The 22,537-nt window shown below is 68.6% G+C and carries 23 protein-coding genes and 1 pseudogene; 10 read left to right on the top strand and 14 right to left on the bottom strand.

Annotation, left to right across the window (positions count from 1 at the left end):
- Positions 1–160: 160 nt before the first annotated feature.
- The gene (locus ACFFGH_RS07280) at positions 161–1,054 is read right to left on the bottom strand and encodes a pseudouridine synthase (RefSeq protein WP_386666428.1); all 894 of its coding nucleotides are present in this window, start codon (positions 1,052–1,054) and stop codon (positions 161–163) included.
- 61 nt (positions 1,055–1,115) lie between these two features.
- Here ACFFGH_RS07280 and ACFFGH_RS07275 point away from each other — a divergent pair, with 61 nt between their 5' ends.
- The gene (locus ACFFGH_RS07275; RefSeq protein ID WP_386666425.1) at positions 1,116–1,670 is read left to right on the top strand and encodes a YaeQ family protein; all 555 of its coding nucleotides are present in this window, start codon (positions 1,116–1,118) and stop codon (positions 1,668–1,670) included.
- 7 nt (positions 1,671–1,677) lie between these two features.
- Positions 1,678–2,871, top strand: coding sequence for a BaiN/RdsA family NAD(P)/FAD-dependent oxidoreductase (locus tag ACFFGH_RS07270; protein WP_386666423.1), 1,194 nt, complete (start codon positions 1,678–1,680; stop codon positions 2,869–2,871).
- 27 nt (positions 2,872–2,898) lie between these two features.
- On the opposite strand, the gene ACFFGH_RS07265 is transcribed toward ACFFGH_RS07270, so the two are convergent.
- The gene (locus ACFFGH_RS07265) at positions 2,899–3,420 is read right to left on the bottom strand and encodes a pyridoxamine 5'-phosphate oxidase family protein (RefSeq protein ID WP_386666422.1); all 522 of its coding nucleotides are present in this window, start codon (positions 3,418–3,420) and stop codon (positions 2,899–2,901) included.
- A gap of 107 nt (positions 3,421–3,527) precedes the next feature.
- Here ACFFGH_RS07265 and ACFFGH_RS07260 point away from each other — a divergent pair, with 107 nt between their 5' ends.
- Positions 3,528–3,977 (top strand): FKBP-type peptidyl-prolyl cis-trans isomerase, encoded by a 450-nt coding sequence (locus ACFFGH_RS07260; RefSeq protein ID WP_386666420.1) that lies wholly within the window; start codon positions 3,528–3,530, stop codon positions 3,975–3,977.
- 53 nt (positions 3,978–4,030) lie between these two features.
- Here ACFFGH_RS07260 and ACFFGH_RS07255 read toward each other — a convergent pair whose 3' ends face one another.
- From ACFFGH_RS07255 to ACFFGH_RS07245, 3 genes are read right to left on the bottom strand one after another with little or no spacing between them, the layout of a single operon-like run.
- Entirely contained in the window at positions 4,031–4,774 is a 744-nt protein-coding gene (locus ACFFGH_RS07255) for a sulfurtransferase (protein WP_386666418.1), read from the bottom strand.
- Between the two features lie 58 nt (positions 4,775–4,832).
- Positions 4,833–4,991, bottom strand: a complete 159-nt coding sequence (locus ACFFGH_RS07250) for a hypothetical protein (protein ID WP_386666415.1) — start codon at positions 4,989–4,991, stop codon at positions 4,833–4,835.
- Positions 4,992–5,040: 49 nt separating this feature from the next.
- Entirely contained in the window at positions 5,041–6,690 is a 1,650-nt protein-coding gene (locus ACFFGH_RS07245; RefSeq protein ID WP_386666413.1) for a serine hydrolase, read from the bottom strand.
- 169 nt (positions 6,691–6,859) lie between these two features.
- Here ACFFGH_RS07245 and ACFFGH_RS07240 point away from each other — a divergent pair, with 169 nt between their 5' ends.
- On the top strand, positions 6,860–8,110 hold the full coding sequence (locus ACFFGH_RS07240; RefSeq protein ID WP_386666410.1) for a TIGR03862 family flavoprotein: 1,251 nt from the start codon (positions 6,860–6,862) through the stop codon (positions 8,108–8,110).
- Here the strand turns inward: ACFFGH_RS07240 and ACFFGH_RS07235 are convergent.
- Positions 8,088–8,699, bottom strand: coding sequence for a DUF998 domain-containing protein (locus ACFFGH_RS07235; RefSeq protein WP_386666407.1), 612 nt, complete (start codon positions 8,697–8,699; stop codon positions 8,088–8,090). The genes ACFFGH_RS07240 and ACFFGH_RS07235 overlap by 23 nt on opposite strands.
- Before the next feature lie 22 nt (positions 8,700–8,721).
- Positions 8,722–9,231 carry a DUF1993 domain-containing protein gene (locus tag ACFFGH_RS07230; RefSeq protein ID WP_386666404.1) on the bottom strand — a complete coding sequence of 170 codons (510 nt, stop codon included), beginning with the start codon at positions 9,229–9,231 and terminating at the stop codon, positions 8,722–8,724.
- A gap of 235 nt (positions 9,232–9,466) precedes the next feature.
- On the opposite strand from ACFFGH_RS07230, the gene ACFFGH_RS07225 reads away from it, so the two are divergent.
- The gene (locus ACFFGH_RS07225) at positions 9,467–9,835 is read left to right on the top strand and encodes a response regulator (RefSeq protein ID WP_386666401.1); all 369 of its coding nucleotides are present in this window, start codon (positions 9,467–9,469) and stop codon (positions 9,833–9,835) included.
- A 1-nt stretch (position 9,836) separates the two neighbouring features.
- Positions 9,837–10,688 (top strand): cyclic di-GMP-binding domain-containing protein, MshE-related, encoded by an 852-nt coding sequence (locus ACFFGH_RS07220; protein ID WP_386666398.1) that lies wholly within the window; start codon positions 9,837–9,839, stop codon positions 10,686–10,688.
- Positions 10,689–10,736: 48 nt separating this feature from the next.
- On the opposite strand, the gene ACFFGH_RS07215 is transcribed toward ACFFGH_RS07220, so the two are convergent.
- Positions 10,737–11,351 carry an HD domain-containing protein gene (locus tag ACFFGH_RS07215; protein WP_386666396.1) on the bottom strand — a complete coding sequence of 205 codons (615 nt, stop codon included), beginning with the start codon at positions 11,349–11,351 and terminating at the stop codon, positions 10,737–10,739.
- Positions 11,341–12,423 carry a DNA polymerase IV gene (dinB, locus tag ACFFGH_RS07210; RefSeq protein WP_386666393.1) on the bottom strand — a complete coding sequence of 361 codons (1,083 nt, stop codon included), beginning with the start codon at positions 12,421–12,423 and terminating at the stop codon, positions 11,341–11,343. The genes ACFFGH_RS07215 and dinB overlap by 11 nt, the downstream gene beginning before the upstream one ends.
- Positions 12,424–12,622: 199 nt before the next feature.
- Here dinB and ACFFGH_RS07205 point away from each other — a divergent pair, with 199 nt between their 5' ends.
- Positions 12,623–13,852, top strand: a complete 1,230-nt coding sequence (locus ACFFGH_RS07205) for an App1 family protein phosphatidate phosphatase (RefSeq protein ID WP_386666391.1) — start codon at positions 12,623–12,625, stop codon at positions 13,850–13,852.
- 282 nt (positions 13,853–14,134) lie between these two features.
- On the top strand, positions 14,135–14,455 hold the full coding sequence (locus ACFFGH_RS07200; protein ID WP_386666388.1) for a hypothetical protein: 321 nt from the start codon (positions 14,135–14,137) through the stop codon (positions 14,453–14,455).
- A gap of 54 nt (positions 14,456–14,509) precedes the next feature.
- On the opposite strand, the gene ACFFGH_RS07195 is transcribed toward ACFFGH_RS07200, so the two are convergent.
- On the bottom strand, positions 14,510–15,145 hold the full coding sequence (locus ACFFGH_RS07195) for a COG4315 family predicted lipoprotein (RefSeq protein ID WP_386666386.1): 636 nt from the start codon (positions 15,143–15,145) through the stop codon (positions 14,510–14,512).
- Between the two features lie 191 nt (positions 15,146–15,336).
- On the opposite strand from ACFFGH_RS07195, the gene ACFFGH_RS07190 reads away from it, so the two are divergent.
- Positions 15,337–16,233 (top strand): SDR family NAD(P)-dependent oxidoreductase, encoded by an 897-nt coding sequence (locus ACFFGH_RS07190; RefSeq protein WP_386666384.1) that lies wholly within the window; start codon positions 15,337–15,339, stop codon positions 16,231–16,233.
- A gap of 44 nt (positions 16,234–16,277) precedes the next feature.
- Here the strand turns inward: ACFFGH_RS07190 and ACFFGH_RS07185 are convergent, their stop codons facing one another.
- Positions 16,278–17,288, bottom strand: a complete 1,011-nt coding sequence (locus ACFFGH_RS07185) for a diguanylate cyclase domain-containing protein (RefSeq protein ID WP_386666382.1) — start codon at positions 17,286–17,288, stop codon at positions 16,278–16,280.
- Positions 17,289–17,625: 337 nt separating this feature from the next.
- On the opposite strand from ACFFGH_RS07185, the pseudogene xth reads away from it, so the two are divergent.
- A pseudogene (gene xth / locus ACFFGH_RS07180) lies at positions 17,626–18,618 on the top strand (exodeoxyribonuclease III); the annotation flags it as partial.
- A gap of 356 nt (positions 18,619–18,974) precedes the next feature.
- On the opposite strand, the gene ACFFGH_RS07175 reads toward xth, so the two are convergent.
- The 3 genes from ACFFGH_RS07175 to ACFFGH_RS07165 form a co-directional block, all read right to left on the bottom strand.
- On the bottom strand, positions 18,975–19,580 hold the full coding sequence (locus tag ACFFGH_RS07175) for a GIY-YIG nuclease family protein (RefSeq protein WP_386666377.1): 606 nt from the start codon (positions 19,578–19,580) through the stop codon (positions 18,975–18,977).
- A 108-nt stretch (positions 19,581–19,688) separates the two neighbouring features.
- On the bottom strand, positions 19,689–20,633 hold the full coding sequence (locus ACFFGH_RS07170; RefSeq protein ID WP_386666375.1) for a M48 family metallopeptidase: 945 nt from the start codon (positions 20,631–20,633) through the stop codon (positions 19,689–19,691).
- Positions 20,634–20,683: 50 nt separating this feature from the next.
- The gene (locus ACFFGH_RS07165) at positions 20,684–22,528 is read right to left on the bottom strand and encodes a formylglycine-generating enzyme family protein (RefSeq protein WP_386666372.1); all 1,845 of its coding nucleotides are present in this window, start codon (positions 22,526–22,528) and stop codon (positions 20,684–20,686) included.
- Positions 22,529–22,537: the final 9 nt, after the last annotated feature.

Here is a 22,537-nt window from a genome sequence, read left to right as displayed (position 1 = left end):
ATGCCGCTACCGCAGGGGGCCGGGCCGGTAGCGCACGGGCGCCATGCGCCCGGCCCCCTGCCCGCCTCTGCACCCGCCCTGCATCGCCGCCGCCAGCGCGAGGCAGTGCGTCGGCCGCCTGATCGCCACACCTGCCGGTGCCGCTCACCTCGGCGGAGCGTCAAGCGTCCGCGGCGAGTCCCATGCCGCTTTCGAAGCAACGCCTACGTCCATCGAGCGGGTCGACGAAGGCCAGCGAACGCGCGAGCAGACTGAGCGGCCGCGCGAAGTCGTCGGCATCCTGATCAGCCAGAACCGGATACAGCGGGTCGCCCAGGATCGGTGCACCGAGCGCCGCCATGTGCACGCGCAGCTGGTGCTTGCGCCCGGTGACGGGCTCGAGTGAGTAACGCCACACGCCGTCGCCTTGTGCGATTACGTCGATGCGCGTTTCGCTGTTCGGCGGGCCATCGACCTCGCGCATGCGGAAGAACGGCTCGCCCCGCTCGACACGGGTAGAACGCACGAGTGGAAACGTGACCTGCGCCAACGGCGCCGCCAGCGCCTCGTAGCGCTTGTGGATACGACGCTCGCGGAACAGTGCCTGGTAGCGCTCGCGCGCGGCGGGCTTGCGCGAAAACATGACGAGCCCCGCCGTCAGCCGGTCGATGCGGTGCAGCGGCGCGATGCGGGCATCGTCGAACCTTCGCACCAGCCTCGCGAGCAGCGTCTCCGATACGAAGCGACCGGCCGGGGTAACCGGCAGGAAATGCGGCTTGTCGACGACGATCAGGTGCTCGTCGACGTGCACGATCACCTCTTCGACAGGCAACCGCGCTTCCTGCACGACTTCGCGGTAGTAGTAGACGTCCAGCCCGGTGCGATGTGGCGCATTTGCGGCGAGGACTGCGCCGTCCGCCACCAGCACGCGACCGCGCGCAAACCGGTCGCGCCAGGCGTGCGGCGGCACCTGCGGAAAATGCGCGCAGAGCGCTTCGAACACCGTCGCCCACGGGCCGGGTGGAAGCTGCAGATGGCTTGGGGCGACGCCATCGATCGGGCCGGGACGGTTCATCGCGCCAGCTTAGCGGGCCCGTCGCGCCTAGAATGGCGGCCCCGCATCGAGTCCCCACGCCATGTCGCCGAAATCCACCGTCGTCAAAGCCGAACTGCAGGTCAGCGACATGGACCGGCACTACTACGGCATGCACAACCTCACGCTGGCCCAGCACCCCTCCGAAAACGAGGAACGGCTGATGGTGCGGCTGCTGACGTTCGCACTGCTTGCGGACGAGCGGCTGGAATTCGGCCGCGGCCTCTCGGATGAGAGCGAGCCCGACCTGTGGCGCCGCGACTACACCGGCGAGATCGAGCAGTGGGTCGACCTGGGCCAGCCGGACGAAGCCGACATCCGCCGCGCCAGCGGTCGTGCGCGTCAGGTCGTTATCGTCACCTACAGCGGCAACAGCGCGCAGATCTGGTGGGAAAAGAACGCGGCTGGACTGTCGCGCCTGAAGAACCTCACCGTAATCGACATCCCGGCGGACGCGGTCGCCTCGTTGGTCGCGCTGTACCAGCGCAGCATGCGGCTGAACTGCCTGATCCAGGACGCCGAGGTGCAGCTGATGAACGAAGCCGATTCGATCGCGCTGCGCCCGGTGTACCGCATGACGGCCGCCGCCACGGCCTGAACCCGCCGTGGAGCATGCGGATGTCATCGTCATCGGCGGCGGCGCAGCGGGCCTGTTCTGCGCACTGACCGCGGGCCAGCGCGGCCGGCGCGTGGTCGTCATCGAGCACGCGAACAAGGTCGGCAAGAAGATCCTGATGTCCGGCGGCGGGCGGTGCAATTTCACGAATACCGGCACCTCGCCCGACAACTACCTTTCGGCCAATCCGCATTTCTGCAAGTCGGCACTCGCGCGCTACACGCCGTGGCACTTCATCGAAATGGTCGAGCGGCACGGCATCGCCTATCACGAGAAGGAGCTCGGCCAGCTGTTCTGCGACGAGTCGTCGAAGCTGATCGTGCGCATGCTGCTGGACGAGTGCGAAGCCGCCGGGGTGCGCATCGAGATCCAGTGCAGCGTCGATCGCGTAGTGGCCAGCGACGATGGCGGCTTCGCGGTGCACACCACGCGTGGCAGCTTCGCAGTGCCATCAGTGGTTGTCGCGAGCGGCGGGCTGTCGATCCCGAGCATGGGCGCGAGCGGCTTCGGCTATGAGCTCGCGCGGCAGTTCGGCCATACGGTGCTGCCAACGCGCGCAGGGCTGGTGCCGCTTACGCTCAGCGGCAAGCACCAGGAACGCCTGGCCGACCTCAGCGGCGTCGCGTTGCCGGTCACGGCAACCGCGAACGGACAGAGCTTCAGCAACTTCATGCTGGTCACGCACCGCGGTGTCAGCGGCCCGTCGATCCTGCAGATCTCGTCCTACTGGCAGCCCGGCGATGAGCTTGGTATCGACCTGCTGCCGGATCAGGATGCGCTCGATGCGCTGCTGCGCTGGCAGCGCGAGCGCCCGTCGGCGGAGCTCAAAACCGTGCTGGGCGACGCGATTCCGAAGCGCTTCGCGCAACGGCTTTGCGAGGTCTACCTGCCGCAGGTTCAGCCCGGCAAACCGATGAAGCAGTACACGCCCGCGCAGCTGCGGGCGATCGCCGACGTGCTGCAGGCATGGCCGCTGGTCGCAAGCGGCACCGAAGGCTACCGCACCGCGGAAGTCACGCTCGGGGGCGTCGATACTGACGAGGTGTCATCAAGCACCATGCAATCGCGCCGTGTGCCGGGGCTGTATTTCGTCGGCGAAGTGCTCGACGTGACCGGCTGGCTCGGCGGTTACAACTTCCAGTGGGCCTGGGCGTCCGGATACGCGGCGGGCAACGCCGTCTAGGCATTGCCGCGCCGCCATGCGAACGACTCAATGCAGGTCGATGCGCTCGTTTTCGGTCATGCGGTTGCCCGGGTCGCGGGTCACCGCCGTGGTCAGGAAGTACAGACCCTTGCCGATCGCCGTGCTGGGACCGTCCCAGTACTCGGCGCTTTCCGCGTCAACGCGGATCAGGCACAGGTTCGGATCGTCCTTGCCGCCCTTGAAGAACACACTCATGCCCGGCGACCACTTCTCGTCGATGATCGCGCGGTCGCGCACGATCGAGGCGCGGCCCGACACGGACACGTAGATGCCCTTGCCACGCGACTCGTAGGAGACGTTGACCTGCGGATTGGCTTCGATCTCGCGCACCTTCTCGGTGTCGTACGCGGTCGCGAACCACAGCGTGCCGTCGGCGTCGACATCCATCGTGTGCAGCGGGCGGCTCAGCAGGCGACCATCGGCCGAGATGCCGGTCAGCATCGCAACCTCGACGTCGTCGATCATGTCGTGCAGTTTTTTGAGGCCGGCTTCGCGATCGTCCGCGTGGGTATGGTCGTGGTGGCTCATCTGGCTCTCCTTGGCAATCGGGGATCCTTCGATCACAACAGCCGGCCCGGAAACAGAAGGTGAAACACCCAACCGGCCTATGCTGTGGCGTTTTCTGGAGACCGACGATGCATCCGCTGCGCACCCTCGCCTGTGGCTTCACCCTCGTCGCTGCGGTCGCGCTCGGCGGCTGTCGCGACCCCGGCCCGCCTCTTGGCGGCAGCGTTGCCGAACTCGAGCGCATCGATCTGCGCGAAGGCACCGGCGCGGTTGCAACGCCGGGCAGCGAAGTCACCGTGCACTACACCGGTTGGCTCTATGACGAACGCGAGCCCGACCGCCGCGGGGCGAAGTTCGACAGTTCGCTCGACCGTGGTGAACCGCTGACGTTCCTGCTCGGTGCCGGCCGTGTGATCCGCGGCTGGGACGAGGGCGTGGCCGGCATGCGCGTCGGCGGCAAGCGCACGCTGATGATCCCGACCGGCCTGGGTTACGGGCGAAGCGGCGCAGGGAATGCGATACCGCCGAACGCGTCGCTGGTGTTCGACGTCGAACTGCTGGGCGTCGAATCGCGCTGAGCCGGCGGGCGCGGACGGGGCCGCGGGCGACGAGCGTGGCCCGGTGTCGCCGCTTACGCGGATTCGTCGACCAGCGGCTGCAGGGCGGGATCGAGCGCGACGCGTGCGTCGAACACGAAGCAGCGGCCGTCGTAGCCGAATCCACCGACGCGCTCGAAGTAGTTGAGGATGCCGCCCTCGAGCTGCAGGAGGTTGTCCATACCGTCCGCACGCAGGTGTAGCGCGGCTTTCTCGCAGCGGATGCCGCCGGTGCAGAAGCTCACGATCGTCGCGTCGGCCAGTTCGTCGCGGTGCGGTTCGAGCGCGTCAGGCAGCTCGGTGAAGTTGTCGATCGGCAAGGTCAGCGCGTTTTCGAACGTGCCGTAGCCGAATTCCTCGCGATTGCGCGTGTCGAGCAGCACCAGCCGCCGCCCGTCGTCGTCGTGGCCCTGCGCGATCCAGCGTGCGAGCGTTTCCGGCTCGACCGCGGGTGCGCGTTCGCGCCCAAGCGGCATCGCGTCCTCGCGCCGGAAGCTGATGATCTCGGGCTTGACCTTGACCTTGAGCCGGCCGAACGGCTGCATGCGGCTGCGGCTGACCTTGACGACGATCGACTCGAACCGTGCGTCGGCGCGCAGCGCATCGATAAAGCCGACGATCGCGTCCTCACCCCCTGCCAGGAACAGGTTGAGCCCCTCGGGCGCGACCAGCACGGTGCCGCGCAGCGCGGCGGCTTCCGCGCGTTCGCGCAGCAGCTCGGCGAGCGCGTCCGGGTCGTCGATCGAAACGAAATGGTAGGCGGCGATGTTCGAAATCATGCGGCGATTTTAGCCGGCCGCAGCTGTACCACCGGATGGCGCAGCGGCTGAAACGGGATCACCCCCACAGCATCGGCAGCCCTAGGTGCGGAGCGATCAGCCAGTACACGGCGGCGATCACGACGATCACCAGCGCCAGCCGCACCAGAGCGCCGACCGCCTTGAGCGCCAGCCAGATACCGAGCACAACGACCACTACCGCAATCCACAGGCTCATGCGCGCACCTCCGGGCCACGATGGGCCGTCAACTTCTGCCTGAAGACGATCATGCCCCGCCCTGCATCCCGGCACCCGGTTCGACCGGAACCAGCCGCAGGTCGTGGAAGTCGAAACTGAAATCGGTGAGCGGCGAGATCGCTTCCATGCGCACTTCGCGCACGCGCCCATCGTGGTCGAGCGCGAAGTTCACGAACGCATCCGCGTTGAGCCAGCGCTCGTCCCATCGCACGATGAAGGTGTCGTGCTGCCAGTGCTCGAGCGTGCCGACCAGGTCCTTGCTCGGCTTCATGCGCAACCGCAGCGTGCCGCCATCGCGCACGACCTCCACGTCGCCGTACCACGGGTCACGGTAGGTGCCTGCGTATCGCGGCAACGGCAGCGACGGCTTCGATCGCGCATCACGGGCGGCAACGTGCTGCTGCCAGTCGGTGTCAGCCTTGTCGCGCGCTTTCGCGAGCGCCGCGGCGTATGCGCTGATCCAGTCGGTGCGCGGCGCGCCGAGGTAGGTATCGAGCACGCGCAGTGTGATCGCGTGGAACGGTGCGGACAGCTCCGCACTGGTCAGCACGACCACGCCCAGCCCGTGCTCCGGCACCAGCGTCACGCGCGAGACCATGCCCGGCCAGCCGCCGGTGTGCCAGACCAGCTTGTGGCCGCGGTAGTCCGAGAGTTGCCAGCCTTCGCCGTAGCCCAGGAAGTTCGGCTTCGCGGGCAGCAGCTCGGGCACCGACGGGCTGCCGATTGGCATCGGCGTGATCACCGACCACATCGCGTTCTGCCGCTTTTCGCTGAACAGCCGCTGCGTCTTGCCGGCGGCATCGGTGTACGTGCCACCGGCCAGCTGCATGCGCATCCACTGCGCCATGTCGTGCACGTTCGAATACAGCCCGCCCGCGCCCGACACGTTGTGCCACGACACGCGCGGCGCCGGCACGGTGGTCCTGAAGTCGGCCTTCGCGTAACCGGTGGCGACGTTGTCGTCCACGCGCAACGCATCGCTGTTGTAGCGCGTATCGCGCATGCCCAGCGGATCGAGGATGCGCGTGCGCAGGAACGTGTCGAAGTCCTGCCCGCTGGCCTTCTCGATCACCAGCTGCGCCACGCCGTAGAGGATGTTGTCGTACGCGTACTGGCCCCGGAAGCTGCCTGTCAGCGGCACGTCGCGCAGCCGGCGCGCGACTTCCTCGGTGCTGTAGTCCGTGCCGGGCCAGTACAGCAGGTCACCCGCGCCCAGGCCCAGGCCGCTGCGATGCGCCAGCAGGTCGCGGATGCGCATTTCCCGGGTTACGTACGGGTCGGACATCTGGAACCACGGCAGGTGCTCGACGACGCGGTCGTCCAGATCGAGCCTGCCTTCGTCGGCCAGGATCGACAGCGAGGCGGCAGTGAACGCCTTGGTATTCGATGCGATCGCGAACAGCGTGCGCTCATCGACCCGCTCGGGCTCGCCCAGCTCGCGGACGCCGTAGCCGCGCTCGAGCACGATCTCGCCGTCCTTGACGATCGCGACGGCGATGCCGGGCACGTCGAACTCGCGCCGGGCCTGCTCGACGAAAGCATCGAAGTCGGCCAGCGACGGCGGCGCGGCCTGCGACGCAGGCGCTTCCAGCACGGGCGGATGGGCGGATGCGGCGGCCGGCAGCGCAAGGAACAGCGCGAGCAGCAGCGGGCGAATCGGACGGGACGGCAGGGTCATGCATCGATCGCGTGGCGGAACCGTGGCCACGATACCGCAGCGCCCGGGCGGGAGACCGCGTACGGCCCGGGCGCTGATGGCGCCCGCGACCGCCGCGGCTGCGGCACCTCGCGCCGTCGCAACCGCCGTCCTTGCCTATGATGGCGCCCCGTTCCGCCATCGCCCGCCCATGCCCGACCCGATCACCCTGCCCGGCCTTGCGATCATCGGCGGCGGCCCTGCCGGCCTGATGGCGGCCGAAGTCGCGCGCGCGGCGGGCATCGAGGTCGACCTGTTCGATGCGAAAGGCTCGGTGGGACGCAAATTCCTGATTGCCGGTAAGGGCGGACTCAACCTCACGCATGGCGAGCCGCGCCCGGCATTCGACGCCCGCTACCGCGAACGCACGGCGCAGGTCGGCCGGTGGCTGGACGTATTCGACGCCGACGCGCTGCGCGGGTGGGCGCGCGGCTTCGGCATCGAGACCTACATCGGCAGCTCCGGGCGCGTGTTTCCGCTGGACCGCAAAGCCGCCCCGCTGCTGCGCGGCTGGGTCAGGCGACTGCGCGATTCGAGCGTGCGCTTCCATGTGCAGCACCGCTGGACCGGCTGGACGGACACGGGGGCGTTGCGGTTCGAGACGCCGGACGGCGAGCGACAGGCCGAGGCCGCCGCGACCGTGCTGGCCATGGGCGGCGGCAGCTGGCCCGAACTCGGCTCCGATGGCGCGTGGTGGCCGGGGCTCGCGTCGCACGGCATCGAGCTGGCACCGCTGCGCCCGTCGAACTGCGGCTTCGACATCGGCTGGAGCGAACACTTCGCGTCGCGCTTCGCCGGCGCGCCGCTCAAGCCCGTCGTCGCCCACTGGCAGCTGCCCGGACAGGCGCCCGACTCGTTGCAGGGCGAGTGCGTCGTCACCGCGACCGGCATCGAGGGCAGTCTGGTCTATGCGCTTTCGGCTCCGCTGCGCGAGGCGATCGACCGCGACGGCGAGGCACGGCTCGAACTCGACCTTGCGCCGGGGCGCGAGCTGGACCGGCTGCGCGACGCGCTCGCGAAGCCGCGCAACGGACGCAGCCTCAGCGAGCACCTGCGGCGCCAGGCGGGCATCGAAGGCGTCAAGGCGGCACTGCTCTACGAAACACTCCATCGCGACGCGATGGCGGACGCGGACCGCGTCGCGGCGACGATCAAGCGACTGCCGCTGCGCCTGCGCAGCCCGCGGCCGATCGCCGAGGCGATCAGCAGTGCGGGCGGCATCCGCCTGGAAGCGCTCGACGACGCGCTGATGCTCAAGGCCCGCCCGGGTACGTTCGCCGCCGGCGAGATGCTCGACTGGGAGGCGCCGACCGGCGGCTACCTGCTGACGGCGTGCTTCGCAAGCGGCGTAGTAGCCGGCCGCGGCGCTGCCGAATGGCTCAGGCGGCGCGGCGCCGGCTGAGCCAGTAGCCGACCAGTCCGAGCCATGCCAGCACGAGCAGGACGACGATCTTCTGCGTAAGACCGCGCGGCGCGCCGTTCCACAACGCGTGACCCCACAGAGCGACGAATGCCGCGGCCGCAAGCGCAAACGCCGGCGCGAAGCGGTGCCGCCACGCGGCATCCAGCCGGATGCGCCAGGACTGCAGCAGCATCGCGGTGGTGACGCACAGGAACGCGGTCTGCGCGGCGATCCCATGAACCAGGCTTTCCAGCGTGCCGTCGCGCCCGGGCAAGCGGCTGTCGGTAATCGCCGTGGTACACAGCGCAAGCGCGGCGATCGCGAACAGCAGTGCCGGGGCGGCACTGCGCGCACCGCGCTGCAGGCCGAGGTAGCCCGCAGCGCCAAGCCCCGCGAGCGAGGCCGCCAGCCCGAAGTACGCCGCCTTCAGCCAATAGCCGTGGCCGCCGAGCAGATAGAAGCTCAGCGGCGCCTGCCGCCAGTCGAGGTCGGCACGCAGCGCCTGCACCGCAATCGCGGTGAACAGGAACGCCAGCACGCCCGCGAGCGAGGCAAGGCCCAGCCGCCGGACAACAACGGTCTCCTGCATGGCTGACCCCGGCGCGCGCACGTCAGTACGCGCCCATGAAGTCCTTCTTGCCGATCTCGACGCCGCCATGGCGCAGCAGCGCGTAGGCCGTCGTCACATGGAAAAAGAACTGCGGCAGGCCGTACTGCAGCAGGTAGGCCTGGCCACCGAGGCGCCGCTCCTTCGGCGTGCCCGGGCGCAGCACGATCTCGCGCGCGTCGCTGCCGTCGAACGCGCCTGCGTCGAGGCCCTCGATGAACTCGAGCGTACGTGCGATGCGCGCCTGCAACTCGTCGAAGCTCTGCTCGGTATCCTCGAACGAGGGCACATCCACGCCCGCCAGCCGCGCCGACACGCCCTTCGCGAAGTCGCAGGCGATCTGCACCTGCCGCAGCAGCGGGAACATGTCCGGATACAGCCGCGCCTGCAGGAATGCCGCCGGTTCGATATTGCGCGCCGTCGCATGCGCCTGCGCCTTGCGCAGCAACTCGGCCAGGCTGCCGAGCATCTGGCGGAACACGGGGACGGACGCGGCGTGCATCGAGAGGGTCATGGGGGCATCCAGGGATGAAGGGGCGCCGATGGTAGCCCGCCGCGCAGCCTGGCGGCGAAGCACCGGGAACGTGACCGCGCGCACGTATCGCAACCTGCGGCGCCCGGCGACGGTCGTGCAGGCGCCGCATGCTAAAGAATCTGCGCCTGATGCCGATGGCATGGCACATGAGGAAACCGCGACCGGACTGTCGCGGCCCCGATCCGTTGCCTGCCGCGCCTGCCGAGGAAGCCCGATGACGTCCCGAACCACCGTCCTGCTCTGTGACGACTCCCGCGCGCTGCGCATGCTGACCAGCCGCCAGCTCGTCGAGTGCGGCTTCGAAGTCGTCGGCGAAGCCGACAACGGCATCAAGGCCGTCGAGCAGTACCAGGCGCTCAAGCCCGACGTCGTATTGCTCGATCTCGTCATGCCCGAGCGCGATGGCAAGCAGGCGCTGCGCCGCATCCTCGAGCTCGACCCCGCGGCCCGCGTGGTGATCCTGAGCTCGCTCGGCGCCCAGGCCGATATCGAGGAATGCCTGCGCGTAGGTGCGAAGTCCTACCTGCAAAAGCCCATCGACGCCGACGACATGGTGCGCGTGCTGCGCGAGACGGTGGCCTGACATGGCAGTTAAATTTTTAGGTCAATTCCTGCTCGAAAGCGGCCTGATCGACAGCGCCCAGCTGCTCGAGGCGCTCGAAGTGCAGCGCGCGTCCAATCCTCTGCTCGGCGAACTCGCGCAGGCGCGCGGCTGGCTGACGGCCTCGCAGGCCGCCCGCATCAACGAGCGCCAGCGCGCCGAGGACAAGCGCTTCGGCGACATCGCCGAGGAAATGGGTCTGCTCGACGCGGGCCAGCTCGGCCAGCTGCTGGACGAGCAGAAGTCGCGGCGCAAGCTGTTTGGTGAAATCCTCGTCGAGCGCGCGATGCTCACGCGGGACCAGCTCGAGGCCGCGCTGAGGGCCCACCAGGCCGACCGCGAAGACGCGGTGCGCTCGCTCGAAGTCGGACTGTCCAGCCACCCGCTGGGCGACGTGGCCAATGCCACGATCGGCACCTGCAGCAAGCTGTTCCCGCGCCTGCTCAAGAGCCAGTGCCAGTTCTCGGCACTGGTTGGCGAAGGCGAGCCGATGCCGGCCTGCGACGCGCTTGCACACGTTGAAATCGCTTCCGCGCGCCCGCTGACGCTTGCGGTCGGCTGCGACCGCGAAACGATGACGAAGATCACGTGCGGCTTCCTCGGCATCACGCCGGCCGAATGCGACGAGGCACTGGCCCAGGATGCGCTCGGCGAACTGGTCAACGTGGTGATGGGTTATGTGGTCAGGGACGTGCTGCCGGAGGACATGGCCTACCGCCCGTCGCCGCCGGACTTCAGCGCCGATGCGACCACGCTGGTCAATGCGGGACGCCCGGCACTCGCGCTGGTGCTGACCTCGCAGCTCGGCTCGCTGCTGGTGATCGTGCGCGGCTGAGCCCGCAGTCGGGCCGCGTGACGCGCGGCCCGCTCCATCCCTGCAGCATCAACGCTTTTCCGTCACCGCACGTCGCAGGTTGATGCGCGCCTGCGCGTCGAGGCGCGCGTGGAAGAAGTCGCTCAGGTAGAGCCGCTCGCGAGCGAGCAGCCCCTTGAGGAAGCGGCGCCGGTTCAACCGGTACATCCATGGCGGCACGACGCCGCGATAATCGGCGGCAATGCCGCGGTCATACGCGGCGAATGCGGTCGGCTCGGCCCCCAGGATCGCCATGTCGCAATCGAGGAACAGCGCCTCGTCGTGATCGACGTCCGCAGGCGAAAGGCCGCCGTGACGCGCGGTAAGTTCGATCAGGTGCGCGACACGGTCGGCATCCACCTGCGGCTGCCAACACGCGAGGTGCTCGCGCGCAAGCCCGGCCGAGCGTGATTCGTTGTCGCTGCGGCCCGGCTCGTAGATCGCATCGTGGTAGAGCACGGCGAACAGCACCGAAGCCGGATCACGCCAGCCAGAGCCATCGGCCACCGCGCGGAACTGCCGCAGCACTTCGCGGACATGGTCGAAGTTGTGATACGCACGCGGCGGCGTTGCATACGCGTCGGCGAGCGCATGCCATTGCGCGTCGGGGACGTGCACCGGCAGCGGTTCGAGGTCAGGCCACATCGTCGAAAAGTCCTGTCTGCGCCTGGTACTGGTCGCGATCGATCAGCCCACCCAGCCCCACGCCGACCAGTCGGTACCGCGTCGACTCCGGCAGTGCGACACGCGCACGCAATGCCAGCGCGATGCGCGTCAGCTCCCCGACCGAAGACGGATGCACGGCCGGCGTCAGGCTACGCGTGAGAATGCGGAAATCCGATGTCTTGAGCTTGAGCACGACGGTGCGTGCAACCCGCCCGGCTTCGCGCTGGTAGCCGGCCCAGACCTTCTGCGCCAGGCGCTCGATGTGCGGCGCCAGTTCGTCCAGCGGCAGGTCCTGCTCGAACGTGTCTTCCGCCGACACCTGCAGCGACGGCCGCTCGGGTTCGACCGGATGCTCGTCGATGCCGCGCGCAAGCTCATACAGCCGCCGGCCCCATCGACCGAAGTGGTGCTCCAGCTCGCCAAGCGGCCGCTCACGCAGCTCGCCGACAGTCGCGATGCCGAGCGAGGTCAACCGCGCCTCGGTGACCTTGCCCACGCCGGGCAGGCGACCGACCGGCAGCGGCACGAGGAACGCCCCGACCTTTTCCGGGCGGATAACGTACTGCCCGTCGGGCTTGCGCCAGTCCGAGGCGATCTTCGCGAGGAACTTGTTCGGCGCGATACCGGCCGACGCGGTGAGCTGCGTTTCCTCGCGAATGGCGGCACGGATCGCCGCAGCGGTTTCGGTCGCACTCGGCAGTCCGGTCTTGGTCGTGGTCACGTCCAGGTAGGCCTCGTCGAGCGACAGCGGTTCGATCAGGTCGGTATGCCGCGCAAAGATTTCGCGGATCTGCCTGGATACCTGCTTGTAGCGCCCGAAGTCGGGCGGCACGAATACGGCATCCGGGCACAGGCGCTCGGCGCGCACGGCCGGCATGGCCGAGCGCACGCCGTAGCGGCGCGCCTCGTAGCTGGCTGCGCAGACCACCGAGCGCGCACCGCGCCACGCGACCACGACGGGCCGGCCGCGCAACGAGGGATCGTCGCGCTGCTCGACCGACGCGTAGAACGCGTCCATGTCGACATGCAGGATCTTGCGCGGAGCGGCCATGCGGCGTTGCGTGGTTCGAGGCCGACATTGTGGGCCATGCTTGGTCTGTCCGACCGCGCGTGCCGGCGCTCCCAAGCGCGACCGGAGCGCTCGCATCGAGGACCCGGATTTGCCGCCGGCGGCGCGGAGCAGCCCGATCACGACATCATGTTCGCGGCCCCACTGGGACGATCGGCCCATCGCCACCGCCGATGGACGCATGGACTCCAAGCCGACCTCAAGCCGCTGGCCCACGCAACTGCGAGGCCACCTTCAGAACATCGCGATCGACGTCGACGACCACGTCGACTCCGCATGGCGCCGCATCAACCGCCGCCTGGGCCGCAACCGGCCGAAGCACATCGCCGCCTACCGCGGCTTCGCGGATTCGCGCGGTGTGGAGCTGTTCGGGCGCGTGATGTCGGAAAAGCCGCTTGGCGGCCCCGGCGATGACGACAAGTGGTGGGACAACCTGCTCAACACGTACCGGCGCTTCGAGAGCGACGAGGTCCCCGATGTGCCACTGCGCCTGCAGTTCCGCGGCGCGCAGCTCGACGTGCGCAGCGACAGCGAGGGTTATTACACCGCAACGTTCGAAACCGGGGCGACGCCCAGTGACGAGCTGTGGGAAAACGCGGTCGTCTCGCTTACCGACGGCACGCTGACGACACCGCAGCCGGTGCTGCAGGTAGCTGACGGGCCGGGCATCGGAGTGATCTCCGACATCGACGACACCGTGCTGCACAGCGGCGTCACCGACTGGAAAACCGCAGCGCAGCTGACGTTCCTGCACAACGCGCGCACCCGCAAGCCGCTGGCGGGCGTCGCCCGGTTCTACCAGGCGCTGCAGGCGGGGCCGGACGGCGCCACGCGCACCCCGATCTTCTACGTGTCGAGTTCGCCATGGAACCTCTACGACCTGCTCGAGGATTTCATGGAGCTCAACGCGATCCCGGCGGGACCGATCTTCCTGCGCGACCTGGGTCTGGACACCGGCAAGTTCATCAAGACGCCGGGGCACGGACACAAGCTGGAGCGCGCCAGCCAGCTGATCGAGCGCTTCCCGCAGTTGCGCTGGGTATTGCTTGGCGATTCGGGCCAGGCCGACGCCGAGCTCTACGCGGAAGCCGCTCAGCGCTTCGGTGACCGCATCGCGGCGATCTACATCCGCGACGTGGATCCGGAGGTGGACTCCGCATTCGACACTGGGGTCGACGCGCATATCGAACGTGTGGCCGGCACGCAGGTGCCGATGCTGCGTGCAGGTGACAGCCTTGCGATGGCCGAGCACGCGGCGTCGCTTTCGCTGATTGCCGCAGGCACGCTTGCCTCGATCGCGAGGGAGGTGGGCCGGGATGCGGCGCGGCCGACGATCGGCGAGACCGTCGTGCAGGGCCCCTCGGCAGAAGGCGACGCCGGCCAGAAGCCGGGCCGTGCCGCGGGCGGCTGAGTCCGCGGTCCGCATTGCCGCCTTGGATCGGCGCGCGCTGCCGTCGCCAAGCCAGGCTGCTGCCACGCCCGAGCGCCTGCTTTCCGGCGCAGCGCCATAGGCCCGACGCCGCGCTTTGACGGCCATTGGGACGGAGAGCAGGCAAAGTCGACAATCCGGCGTTATCGCCGATTTCGTAAATAAAACGGCCAATTAACGTAAACAAAATTGCGTGCTTACGCACGGATGCATATTGCCTTTATCCGGAGTCTGTACATCACGGCAACGGCAGAGGCGAGGCGAATGAACCACACGGCTGCCATGGCACGGGCTTCAGGTAGCCCCTCCGCACCCGCAGGGAACGCCCGGCGCGTCCGCGCAGGCCTGACTGCGCTGGCTGCAACGCTGCTCGCGATCAGTGCTCCGTCCGTGCTGGCAAGCACGACCAGCGCCGCCGAAACCGGGCCCCGCCAAGCGAGCGCCAGCCTTGATTTCCGGATCGTCATTCCGGAGACGGTTCGCTTCGAACAGGGAGAGGAACAGCGCGGTCGCACCCGGCAGTTCACGAGCCGCACGGTGGAACAGGTATCTGGCCGTCAGGTCGTTACCATCGCCCGCCCCTGAGGCGGCGGCCCGACGCGCGGGCCACCACCAATCACACCCGGGCGATGGGCGGACTCAGCCGCCCTGCCCTGCCGCGGGCGCACCGGCCTTTGCAGCGGCATCGCCGCTGTATTTTTCGCCCTGAGCCGTCAGCAGATACCAGTGACCGGTCTGGTCCTTGACGTCATGCCCTGACGTGCGCCCCTGCCCCTGGTCCGCCGCGTAGCGGTAGAGCGGACGGTTGTTGAAGGTCACCTGCATCGAACCATCCGGCCGTTTGATGCTGGCTACCTTCGACGGATCGATGTTCGGACCGGCAGTCGGCTGGGTTTCGCCGACCAGCAGCGGCGGCCACACGCTCAGGCAGGCGCCAGTGCACTTGCTGCCGTCCCGATCTCCTTCGAGGGTGTAGACCGCCTGGCCTGCGCTGTCGGCGAGGTAGGTGCCTCCGTTCGGCCCCGGCGTCGCGCTTATGACGAGGGTGTTGCCCGTTGCGGGCGCATCGGGCATGCCGGTCCCGGCCGTCGTGTTGGCAGGCGTCTGCGCCATCGTCTGCGGCATCGCCTCAGGCGCCTGCGAGGCCGCCTCGTTCGGAGTGGTGACCACGGTAGGGCCGGCGCTGGCGACCTCGGCGTCGGCCGCGTCGCGGTTGCAACCCGCTGCCATGAGCAGCGAGGCTGTCACGCCAAGCGCGAGCAGTTTCGTCTTCATCGGAAAACCTCCTGGAGGGTGGAACCGGGGCGTCTGGCCGCGCGGCGAGACTGCACTGATAGGCAAGTGCGGGTGAACACGAGGTCGTGGCCGGATGGCAAGAGGATTCACCGCCGCCAAACGGCGGCAGGCACAGCATCGACGCGCTCTGCGACCGGCAGGGCACGCCTGCCATCGATGGAGAGTGCGCAATGAAAGGCCAGACCGTCGTCATTACCGGCGCCTCGAGCGGCTTCGGGCGGGGCATCGCGCTGGAGCTCGCCAGGCGCGGCGCCAACCTCGTGCTCGCGGCGCGTCGCGAGGACCTGCTCGACGCGCTGGCCGAGCAGTGCGGAAACGCGATGGCGGTGCATACCGACGTCAGCAACCCCGACGACGTCGAAAAACTCGCGCGCGCGGCGGTCGCCCGCTTCAACCGCATCGACGTGTGGATCAACAACGCGGGCGTGGCCGCACTCGGCCGCTTCGACGAGATCCCGCTCGAAGACCATCTGCAGGTGCTGCAGACGAATCTCGCCGGCACACTCGCGGGCAGCCATGTCGCGCTCGGCCGCTTCCGCAGCCAACGCTTCGGCACGCTGATCAACATGGCTTCGATGCTGGGCCACACACCGGCCCCCTACTTCTCGTCGTATTGCGCGAGCAAGTACGGCATCGTCGGCCTGTGTGCCTCGCTGCGGCAGGAGCTTCGCGCGCATCGCGAAGACGGCATCCACGTCTGCGCGATCCTGCCCATGGCGGCGGACACGACGTTCTACGAGCACGCCGCGAACTACACCGGGCACACGCTGCAGCCGTATCCGATCACCGACGCGCAGGAGGTCGTGGGCGCCGTCATTCGCACCATCGAGTCGCCACGCGACGAGGTGAATGTCGGCCTGCCCGCGCAGGCGGCGTCGCTCGGTCAGCAACTGGCGCCCTGGCTTACCGAGGCCGTCACGGGCGAGGTCACCCATCGTATCCAGATGGAGGACGCGCCCCCGGCGCCGGTCACGCGCGGCAATCTGCATGCGCCGATGGCGATGGGGCGCAGCGTGGAAGGCAACGTGCGCGCCCGAATGTCGCAGGAGCGCTCCCAGCGTCACTGAGCCGGCACGACGTTGCCGGCCAGCTTCCCCAATGACGCGCCGGGCTAGCTGCGCCCGGCTTTCTTGTTGCGGTACATCGCCGCGTCGGCCGCAGCCAGCATGCTCTGCGCGTCGTGGCCGTCATGCACGACCCAGCCGATACTGCCGCGGATCTCGAACGTGATGCCGTCGATCACGCGCGGCTTTTCAAGTGACTGCTTGATGGCCGCCGCGATCAGCTGCACGTCGTTCTGCGCATCGCGCAACGGCGAGAGCAGCAGTACGAATTCGTCACCACCCAGTCGTCCGACCAGGTCGGTATCGCGCACGCATTCCTGCAGCACGCTGCCGACTTCGCGCAGAACCGCGTCGCCGGTCGCATGGCCATGTGTGTCGTTGATCGGCTTGAACCCGTCAAGGTCGATGAACATCACTGCAAAGCGATTGCTGTGGCCTTCGTGCGTACGACAGGCCTCCTTGAGCTGGCTCTCGAAGAACGCACGGTTCGGCAGGCCGGTCAGCGCGTCATACAGCGCCGCGTCCTTGTAACGACGGGCCGTCGCCTGCGTGACGTGCAGCGCCTCCTCGAGACGCGCGAGCAGCCGCGCATTGTCGTCCAGCGCCATCTGCCGCCCGAGCGCGCCGCCCATCGTATTGCCCAGCAGCGACACCGCCTGCGCATCGATGGTGTCGAACGCGTGCGTGACGCTCGAGCACACCTCGAGCACGCCGAGCACGTCGTCGCCGTAACGCAAAGGCGTGGCGATCAGCGAGCGCAGCTTGGCCCGATGGCAGGCCGGGCCGTGGATGCGTGGCTCGTCATGCGTGGCGTCGCTGTGCAGCACCGAGTGCGACTCGAGGCATGCACGCGCAAGCGTCTGGCCCGCGTTGAACGCGGAGCGATCGACCTGCGTCATCTGCCCCTTGACCGACGCGACCGCAAGGCCCTTGCCTGCCTCGCTCAGCAGGACGACCGCGCCGGTGGCACGGGTCAGGTCCATTACGGTATTGAGTGCTTCATCCAGCAGCGAAGCGGTCGTTCCGGAGTGCTCGGCCGTGCGAACGAGCGCGTCCACGACGTTGCGCAGACGGAGAAACTCGCTTGTTCCGCGCGATGCCGACACCCACGACCGGGATTCACGAGAGCTGGGCCCTGCGGTGGGTTGCATGCGCCGTTACCAACCAGATCAGAGCACGATGCTAGTCGCCCAAGGTCAAGCGCATGTGAGCACTAGGGTCGAAGGATGGAACGATGCACGCTCAGCCGCGCCGTTTGCGTCGCCATCCGGGCCGTCTAGCTGAACCGTTCGCTACTCGCCATGGATGAGCTACACGATTGAGCGCGCGGGGACCGCTCACCGTCCATGGACAATCGCTGCCACAGCATGGCCGCACCTCACGCGAGTCGCTGCCGTGCCAGATCCCGCCGCGCTCAAGGTTGCCACCTACAACGTCAACGGTATCCGGCCGCGCCTGCCGGCCCTGCTCGAATGGCTGGCCCGCGAACAACCCGACGTCGCCTGTCTACAGGAACTCAAAGCCGCCGACGAGGCCTTCCCCGTCGAGGACATCCACGACGCGGGCTATGGCGCGCTCTGGCATGGGCAGCGTTCGTGGAACGGTGTGGCGATCCTCGCGCGCGGCGCGCAGCCCGTCGAGCGCCGGCGCGGCCTGCCCGGCGACGAGGGCGACGAACAGAGCCGTTACCTGGAAGCCGAGGTGCACGGGCTCGTCGTCGGCTGCCTCTACCTGCCGAACGGCAATCCGCAGCCGGGCCCGAAGTTCGATTACAAGCTCGCCTGGTTCGAGCGACTGATCGAACACGCATCGCACCTGCTGGCCAGTGGCGAGCCGGTGGTGCTCGCGGGCGACTTCAACGTCGTGCCCACCGACGAGGACATCTACAACCCGCGCTCATGGCGCAAGGATGCGTTGCTGCAACCCGAAAGCCGCGACTGCTATTCGCGATTGCTCGCGCAGGGCTGGATCGACGCGCTCCGCGCCGCCCATCCGGACGAGCGCATCTACACGTTCTGGGACTATTTCCGCGACCACTGGCCACGAAATGCCGGCCTGCGCATCGATCACCTGCTGCTGGGCAACGGGCTGGCGTCGCGCCTGATCGACGCCGACGTGGACCGGTGGGTGCGTGACCGGCCGAGCCCGAGTGACCACGCACCGACCTGGGTCAGGCTGAGGCCTGCGGCTGGGAGCGGCGCCGTGGACGACCGCGAGCCTGCGGAAACACAACGGCCTGCGGCGACGAAGACAGCCACGCCGGCGGCTACCCGCGCGGGCAGCAAGCCAGCCACAAAGAAGACTGTTGGCACGAAGACCGCCACCAAGAAAGCAGCCACTAAGAAGACGGCGGCTAGGAAAACGGTGGTAAAGAAGGCGATCGTGAAGAAGATGGTTGTGAGGAAGGCAGCCGCCGAGAAGACGGTCACGAGGAAAACCGCCGCAAAACGGGCAAGCGCGAACACAGGCGCCAAGGCCGCTCCCGCCTCGCGCAAATCAGCCGCGAGAAAAGTCGCCGCGAAGAAGACAGGCCGGGCAGCAGCGGTGTCGAAGACCGGCGCCATGCGGAAGGCGGCTTCCAAGCGCGTTGCAGCGCCGCCGACTCGCAAGCCCACACGGAAAAGCGCAGCAAAGGTCGCATCGAAACCCGCTGCGCGCCCACCAGCGAAAAAGCCCGCCAGCACGAAGAAGCGCTGATCACCGCCAGCCCGTGCGCCGAACGGTGCTGGTGACGCCGCAAATCGCTAGCGACCGAGCCTGCGGTACCACGCCATCACATCAGGCGACAGCCAGGGCTCGAGGTCGATTCCCAGCGCGGCAAAGCTGTCGAGCGTGTCGAGCACGACGCGACGCGCGACGGGCTCGCTGCCCGTGCCATCGAGCTCATCCACCGAAAGCCTTGACTGTGTCCACGAGTACAGCAGCGGTGCGCGTTGCTCCAGCGCGTGGCGCATCCAGGCACCTGCCGACCGGTGCACCGGATAGCCCTCGGTTGCGAAGCCGGCCACCGCGTCTTCGAGCACACCGTAAGCACCGCGATACCACTCCGTGCCGCCGCCGGCCTCGGCGCGCATCACCAACGGCGCCGGCGCGTTGTATTCGACCAGGCGGCGGCGCAGCTTGAGCTCCAGCGCGCGGGCGTCGCGCACGGTTTCGGTGCCGACCAGCATCGTGCGGTCGAGGTCGAACACCTCGTGGAACCTGGGGTGCAGCGAGCGCAAGCGCTCGAGCGGATCACGTGAGAAGCCGAGCTTGAGCAGATCCTCGTATGCACAGGGCGCGATGTAGAGGAACGACGGGCCGCGGCTCGCGGTGCCGCCGGCGGGGTCGCGCAGGTCGACCGGACACATGATCAGCCCAGCCGCGCGCGTACGCCGGAGTGCCCGATCAACAGCGCCCGCGCCGCAGCCGCACCGCCGCGACAGATCACTTCATCGGCCGCCGACCTCATCACGCACTCAGCTGAGCGGTGGCCGGTCCGGGCAGTACTTGCGGTAGAACTCCATCGCCTGCGGCATCAGCGCACGCAGTGTTTCCTGCCGGTTCGCAGGGTCCGGATGCGTCGATGCGAACTCCGGCGGGCGCTCGCCGCCGCCGAGCTGCGACATGCGCGCCCACAGCGGCACGGCTTCGCGCGGGTCGAAGCAGGCGGCCGCGGCCAGCATCAGCCCGATCCGGTCCGCCTGGGTCTCGTGGTTGCGCCCGTACGGAAGAATGAACCCGTACTGCGCGCCAGCGCCGAGCGCAGCCATGACCGCCTGCTGCTGGCCCGGATCCATCCCACCAAACGCCATGCCGGCCGCAAGCTGACCCATCTGCACCAGCTTCTGCTGCGCCATCCGCTGCGACCCGTGGCGCAGCAGTGCATGGGCGATTTCATGACCCAGAATCGCGGCCAGCGCGTCCTGGTTTTCGGCGACCGGCAGCAGCCCCGTGTACACGGCGATCTTGCCGCCGGGCAGCACGAACGCATTCGCGTCGTCGGACTGGATCACCGCCGCGTCCCATTCGAAGTTCTCGTAGGTCGTCGGCGCCTGCTGCTGGTTCATCGCGGCCAGATCGGCGGTGACCTCGGGCACCTTCGCGATCAGCCGCTCCGCGATCTCCCGCACCTGTCGGCTCACCTGCGCATCGGCGGGCAGCAACGCACCCTGCGCACTCGCATCGCTGAGCACCTGCTGGTAGGCCTGCGCGCCCAGCTGCACTTCTTCGGTCGGGCTTGCACCGTAGTGCGCGGTTTCGCCGGTGTAGGGGTCGGTCTCGGCACTGCCAAACCAGTTCCAGGCCGCGTAGCCGGCAAACAGCAACAGCACCCACCAGCGGATCCCGCCAACCCCCCGGCCGCCCAGCCCCGGGCCGCGGCGTCCGGCGCGGCGCGCGCCCCTCATCGGATCAACCCTCATCCACCGCTCCTCCAGCTGCGGCGAGTTCGATCGATCACGCCCGCCTGACGTCAGATTTCGCGCACCACACGGAAGCCGATACGCGCGTTCGTGGTGTCGGCCTCGCTGGCCTGCCGCCAGGCCGAGCGCGTCTGCGCCGGCGAGCTGGCCCAGGAGCCGCCTCGCACGACGCGCATGCGGCAACCGGGGTTGAACCAGGCCTCGCCACCGCGCGGCGCGCGTCGGTAGCTGTCATGCCAGCAGTCCGCGACCCACTCGGCGACATTGCCGGCCATATCGTGAAGGCCATATCGATTCGGGACGTAGCGGCCGACCGCGGCCGGCCCCCAGGCATCGTCCCCATAGCCGGCGAACGCATTGCGCCACCCTCGCCCACTCGGCGACTCGTCGAGCGCGCCGGTGTAGTTGCCGGACCTCGGCGGCGGCGCACCGTCGCCCCACGGAAAAACACCGGTGCTTCCTGCGCGCAGCGCGTATTCGAACTCGGCTTCGCTGGGCAACCGGTACTCGTGCCCGGTCTGCGCGGACAGCCATTCCGCGTATGCGGTCGCGTCCTTTGCGCTGACGTGCACGACGGGCAGGTCGTCGGACGCACGCCGGCCCGCGTAATCGGACTGCCAGTCGACGCCGCTGCGTCGCACCAGGTTGCCGGCGCGCTCGTCGTAGGCGATCGAATAGCCGCGCCGCTCGGCACGCGTCTGGTGGCCGGTCGCGTTGACGAAGCGACGGAACTCGCCGACGGTCACTTCGGTACGCGACATCGCGAAACCACGGTCGAAGCGCACTGGGCGCACCGGCCGCTCGGCGTCGGTTCCGCCAGGTTCGCCGGCTGGCGAGCCCATGCGAAATGCCCCGTGCGGCACCACGACCATCTGCGGACCACGGCCGCCGCTGCTGACCAGCGCATCGGTGAACACCTGCCCCGGGCGGAACAACCCGTAGTGCACCGCAAGATTGATCCGGTCGCGCAGCTCGGCCGTGGCCTCGTCGCCAACCGGCGCGATGCGCAGCAGCGCGGCGAGGTGCTTGCGCGCGACATCGATGCCGTCCTCGGTGGCGAGCGCGGCGATGCCCTGGTCGCGCAGCGCGCGAATCCGCGCGGCACGCAGCGCCGCCAGCCGTGCCCGCGCATCCTCGACGGTCGCGAAATCCGGTCGCACCTTCTCCGCCAGACCCAGCCACCGCTCGGCAGTCGCGTAATCGTCCGCATCGGCTGCCGCTTCGGCGCGGCGGATCAGCGCGCTCTCGGCCGCCGCGAGCCCCTGCAGTGCGCGTGCATCACCTTCGCGGGCCTCCAGCGCTTCGCGGAACGCCGCAATCGCGCCGCCCCCGTCCTCGCCGATGCGGCCCGCTTCGAGTTCGCGCTCGCCGGCGAGGTTCGCCTTCAACGCGGCCTCGGCACGCGCCACACCCTCTGAAAGCTTGACGACCCGGGCATCCTCCGGGGCGATTTGTCGCGCGACCGCCGCTATTTCGCGGGCGCGCTCCAGCGACTCTGGGTCTTCGTCGATTCCAGCCAGCGCGGCTTCGCCACGCTCGATCAACGCCGCAAGCGCCTTTTCCAGCGCGCCTGTCACCGCTTTGTCGTCAGGGGCGGACTCGCGCAGCGCAAGGAAAATCGGCACGGCCGAACCGGCATCCTCGAACAGCCGCCCCTCCTCCAGCGCCGCCATCGCCTGCTTGCGTAGCTGGCCTGCGTTGTCCGCGGTTACTTCGACATCGGGCGCTGCCCACGGACGCGACGGTGCACGCTCTTCGGACTCGGCGGGTGCGGCCGGCGCAGGCGCAGCCGTCGCCGGCGCGGGCGACTTCGGATCCGCTTCCGGGTCCGGCCCACGCGAGCAACCGGCCACCAGGCCGAGCACTGCGAACACTGCGAGAACGATGGCGCGCAAACATCCTCC

The sequence above is a fragment of the Lysobacter korlensis genome, from assembly GCF_042434515.1.
Note: the sequence above shows the minus strand (reverse complement) of the source record. Positions and strands in the feature narration are given on the sequence as shown.

Excerpts from the sequence above, each read along its gene's own strand:
- ACFFGH_RS07280 (WP_386666428.1), bottom strand. The coding sequence starts at position 1,054 with ATGAACCGTCCCGGCCCGATCGATGGCGTCGCCCCAAGCCATCTGCAG.
- ACFFGH_RS07275 (WP_386666425.1), top strand. The coding sequence starts at position 1,116 with ATGTCGCCGAAATCCACCGTCGTCAAAGCCGAACTGCAGGTCAGCGAC.
- ACFFGH_RS07265 (WP_386666422.1), bottom strand. The coding sequence starts at position 3,420 with ATGAGCCACCACGACCATACCCACGCGGACGATCGCGAAGCCGGCCTC.
- ACFFGH_RS07260 (WP_386666420.1), top strand. The coding sequence starts at position 3,528 with ATGCATCCGCTGCGCACCCTCGCCTGTGGCTTCACCCTCGTCGCTGCG.
- ACFFGH_RS07255 (WP_386666418.1), bottom strand. The coding sequence starts at position 4,774 with ATGATTTCGAACATCGCCGCCTACCATTTCGTTTCGATCGACGACCCG.
- ACFFGH_RS07250 (WP_386666415.1), bottom strand. The coding sequence starts at position 4,991 with ATGAGCCTGTGGATTGCGGTAGTGGTCGTTGTGCTCGGTATCTGGCTG.
- ACFFGH_RS07245 (WP_386666413.1), bottom strand. The coding sequence starts at position 6,690 with ATGACCCTGCCGTCCCGTCCGATTCGCCCGCTGCTGCTCGCGCTGTTC.
- ACFFGH_RS07240 (WP_386666410.1), top strand. The coding sequence starts at position 6,860 with ATGCCCGACCCGATCACCCTGCCCGGCCTTGCGATCATCGGCGGCGGC.
- ACFFGH_RS07235 (WP_386666407.1), bottom strand. The coding sequence starts at position 8,699 with ATGCAGGAGACCGTTGTTGTCCGGCGGCTGGGCCTTGCCTCGCTCGCG.
- ACFFGH_RS07230 (WP_386666404.1), bottom strand. The coding sequence starts at position 9,231 with ATGACCCTCTCGATGCACGCCGCGTCCGTCCCCGTGTTCCGCCAGATG.
- ACFFGH_RS07225 (WP_386666401.1), top strand. The coding sequence starts at position 9,467 with ATGACGTCCCGAACCACCGTCCTGCTCTGTGACGACTCCCGCGCGCTG.
- ACFFGH_RS07220 (WP_386666398.1), top strand. The coding sequence starts at position 9,837 with ATGGCAGTTAAATTTTTAGGTCAATTCCTGCTCGAAAGCGGCCTGATC.
- ACFFGH_RS07215 (WP_386666396.1), bottom strand. The coding sequence starts at position 11,351 with ATGTGGCCTGACCTCGAACCGCTGCCGGTGCACGTCCCCGACGCGCAA.
- dinB (WP_386666393.1), bottom strand. The coding sequence starts at position 12,423 with ATGGCCGCTCCGCGCAAGATCCTGCATGTCGACATGGACGCGTTCTAC.
- ACFFGH_RS07205 (WP_386666391.1), top strand. The coding sequence starts at position 12,623 with ATGGACTCCAAGCCGACCTCAAGCCGCTGGCCCACGCAACTGCGAGGC.
- ACFFGH_RS07200 (WP_386666388.1), top strand. The coding sequence starts at position 14,135 with ATGAACCACACGGCTGCCATGGCACGGGCTTCAGGTAGCCCCTCCGCA.
- ACFFGH_RS07195 (WP_386666386.1), bottom strand. The coding sequence starts at position 15,145 with ATGAAGACGAAACTGCTCGCGCTTGGCGTGACAGCCTCGCTGCTCATG.
- ACFFGH_RS07190 (WP_386666384.1), top strand. The coding sequence starts at position 15,337 with ATGAAAGGCCAGACCGTCGTCATTACCGGCGCCTCGAGCGGCTTCGGG.
- ACFFGH_RS07175 (WP_386666377.1), bottom strand. The coding sequence starts at position 19,580 with ATGTGTCCGGTCGACCTGCGCGACCCCGCCGGCGGCACCGCGAGCCGC.
- ACFFGH_RS07170 (WP_386666375.1), bottom strand. The coding sequence starts at position 20,633 with ATGAGGGTTGATCCGATGAGGGGCGCGCGCCGCGCCGGACGCCGCGGC.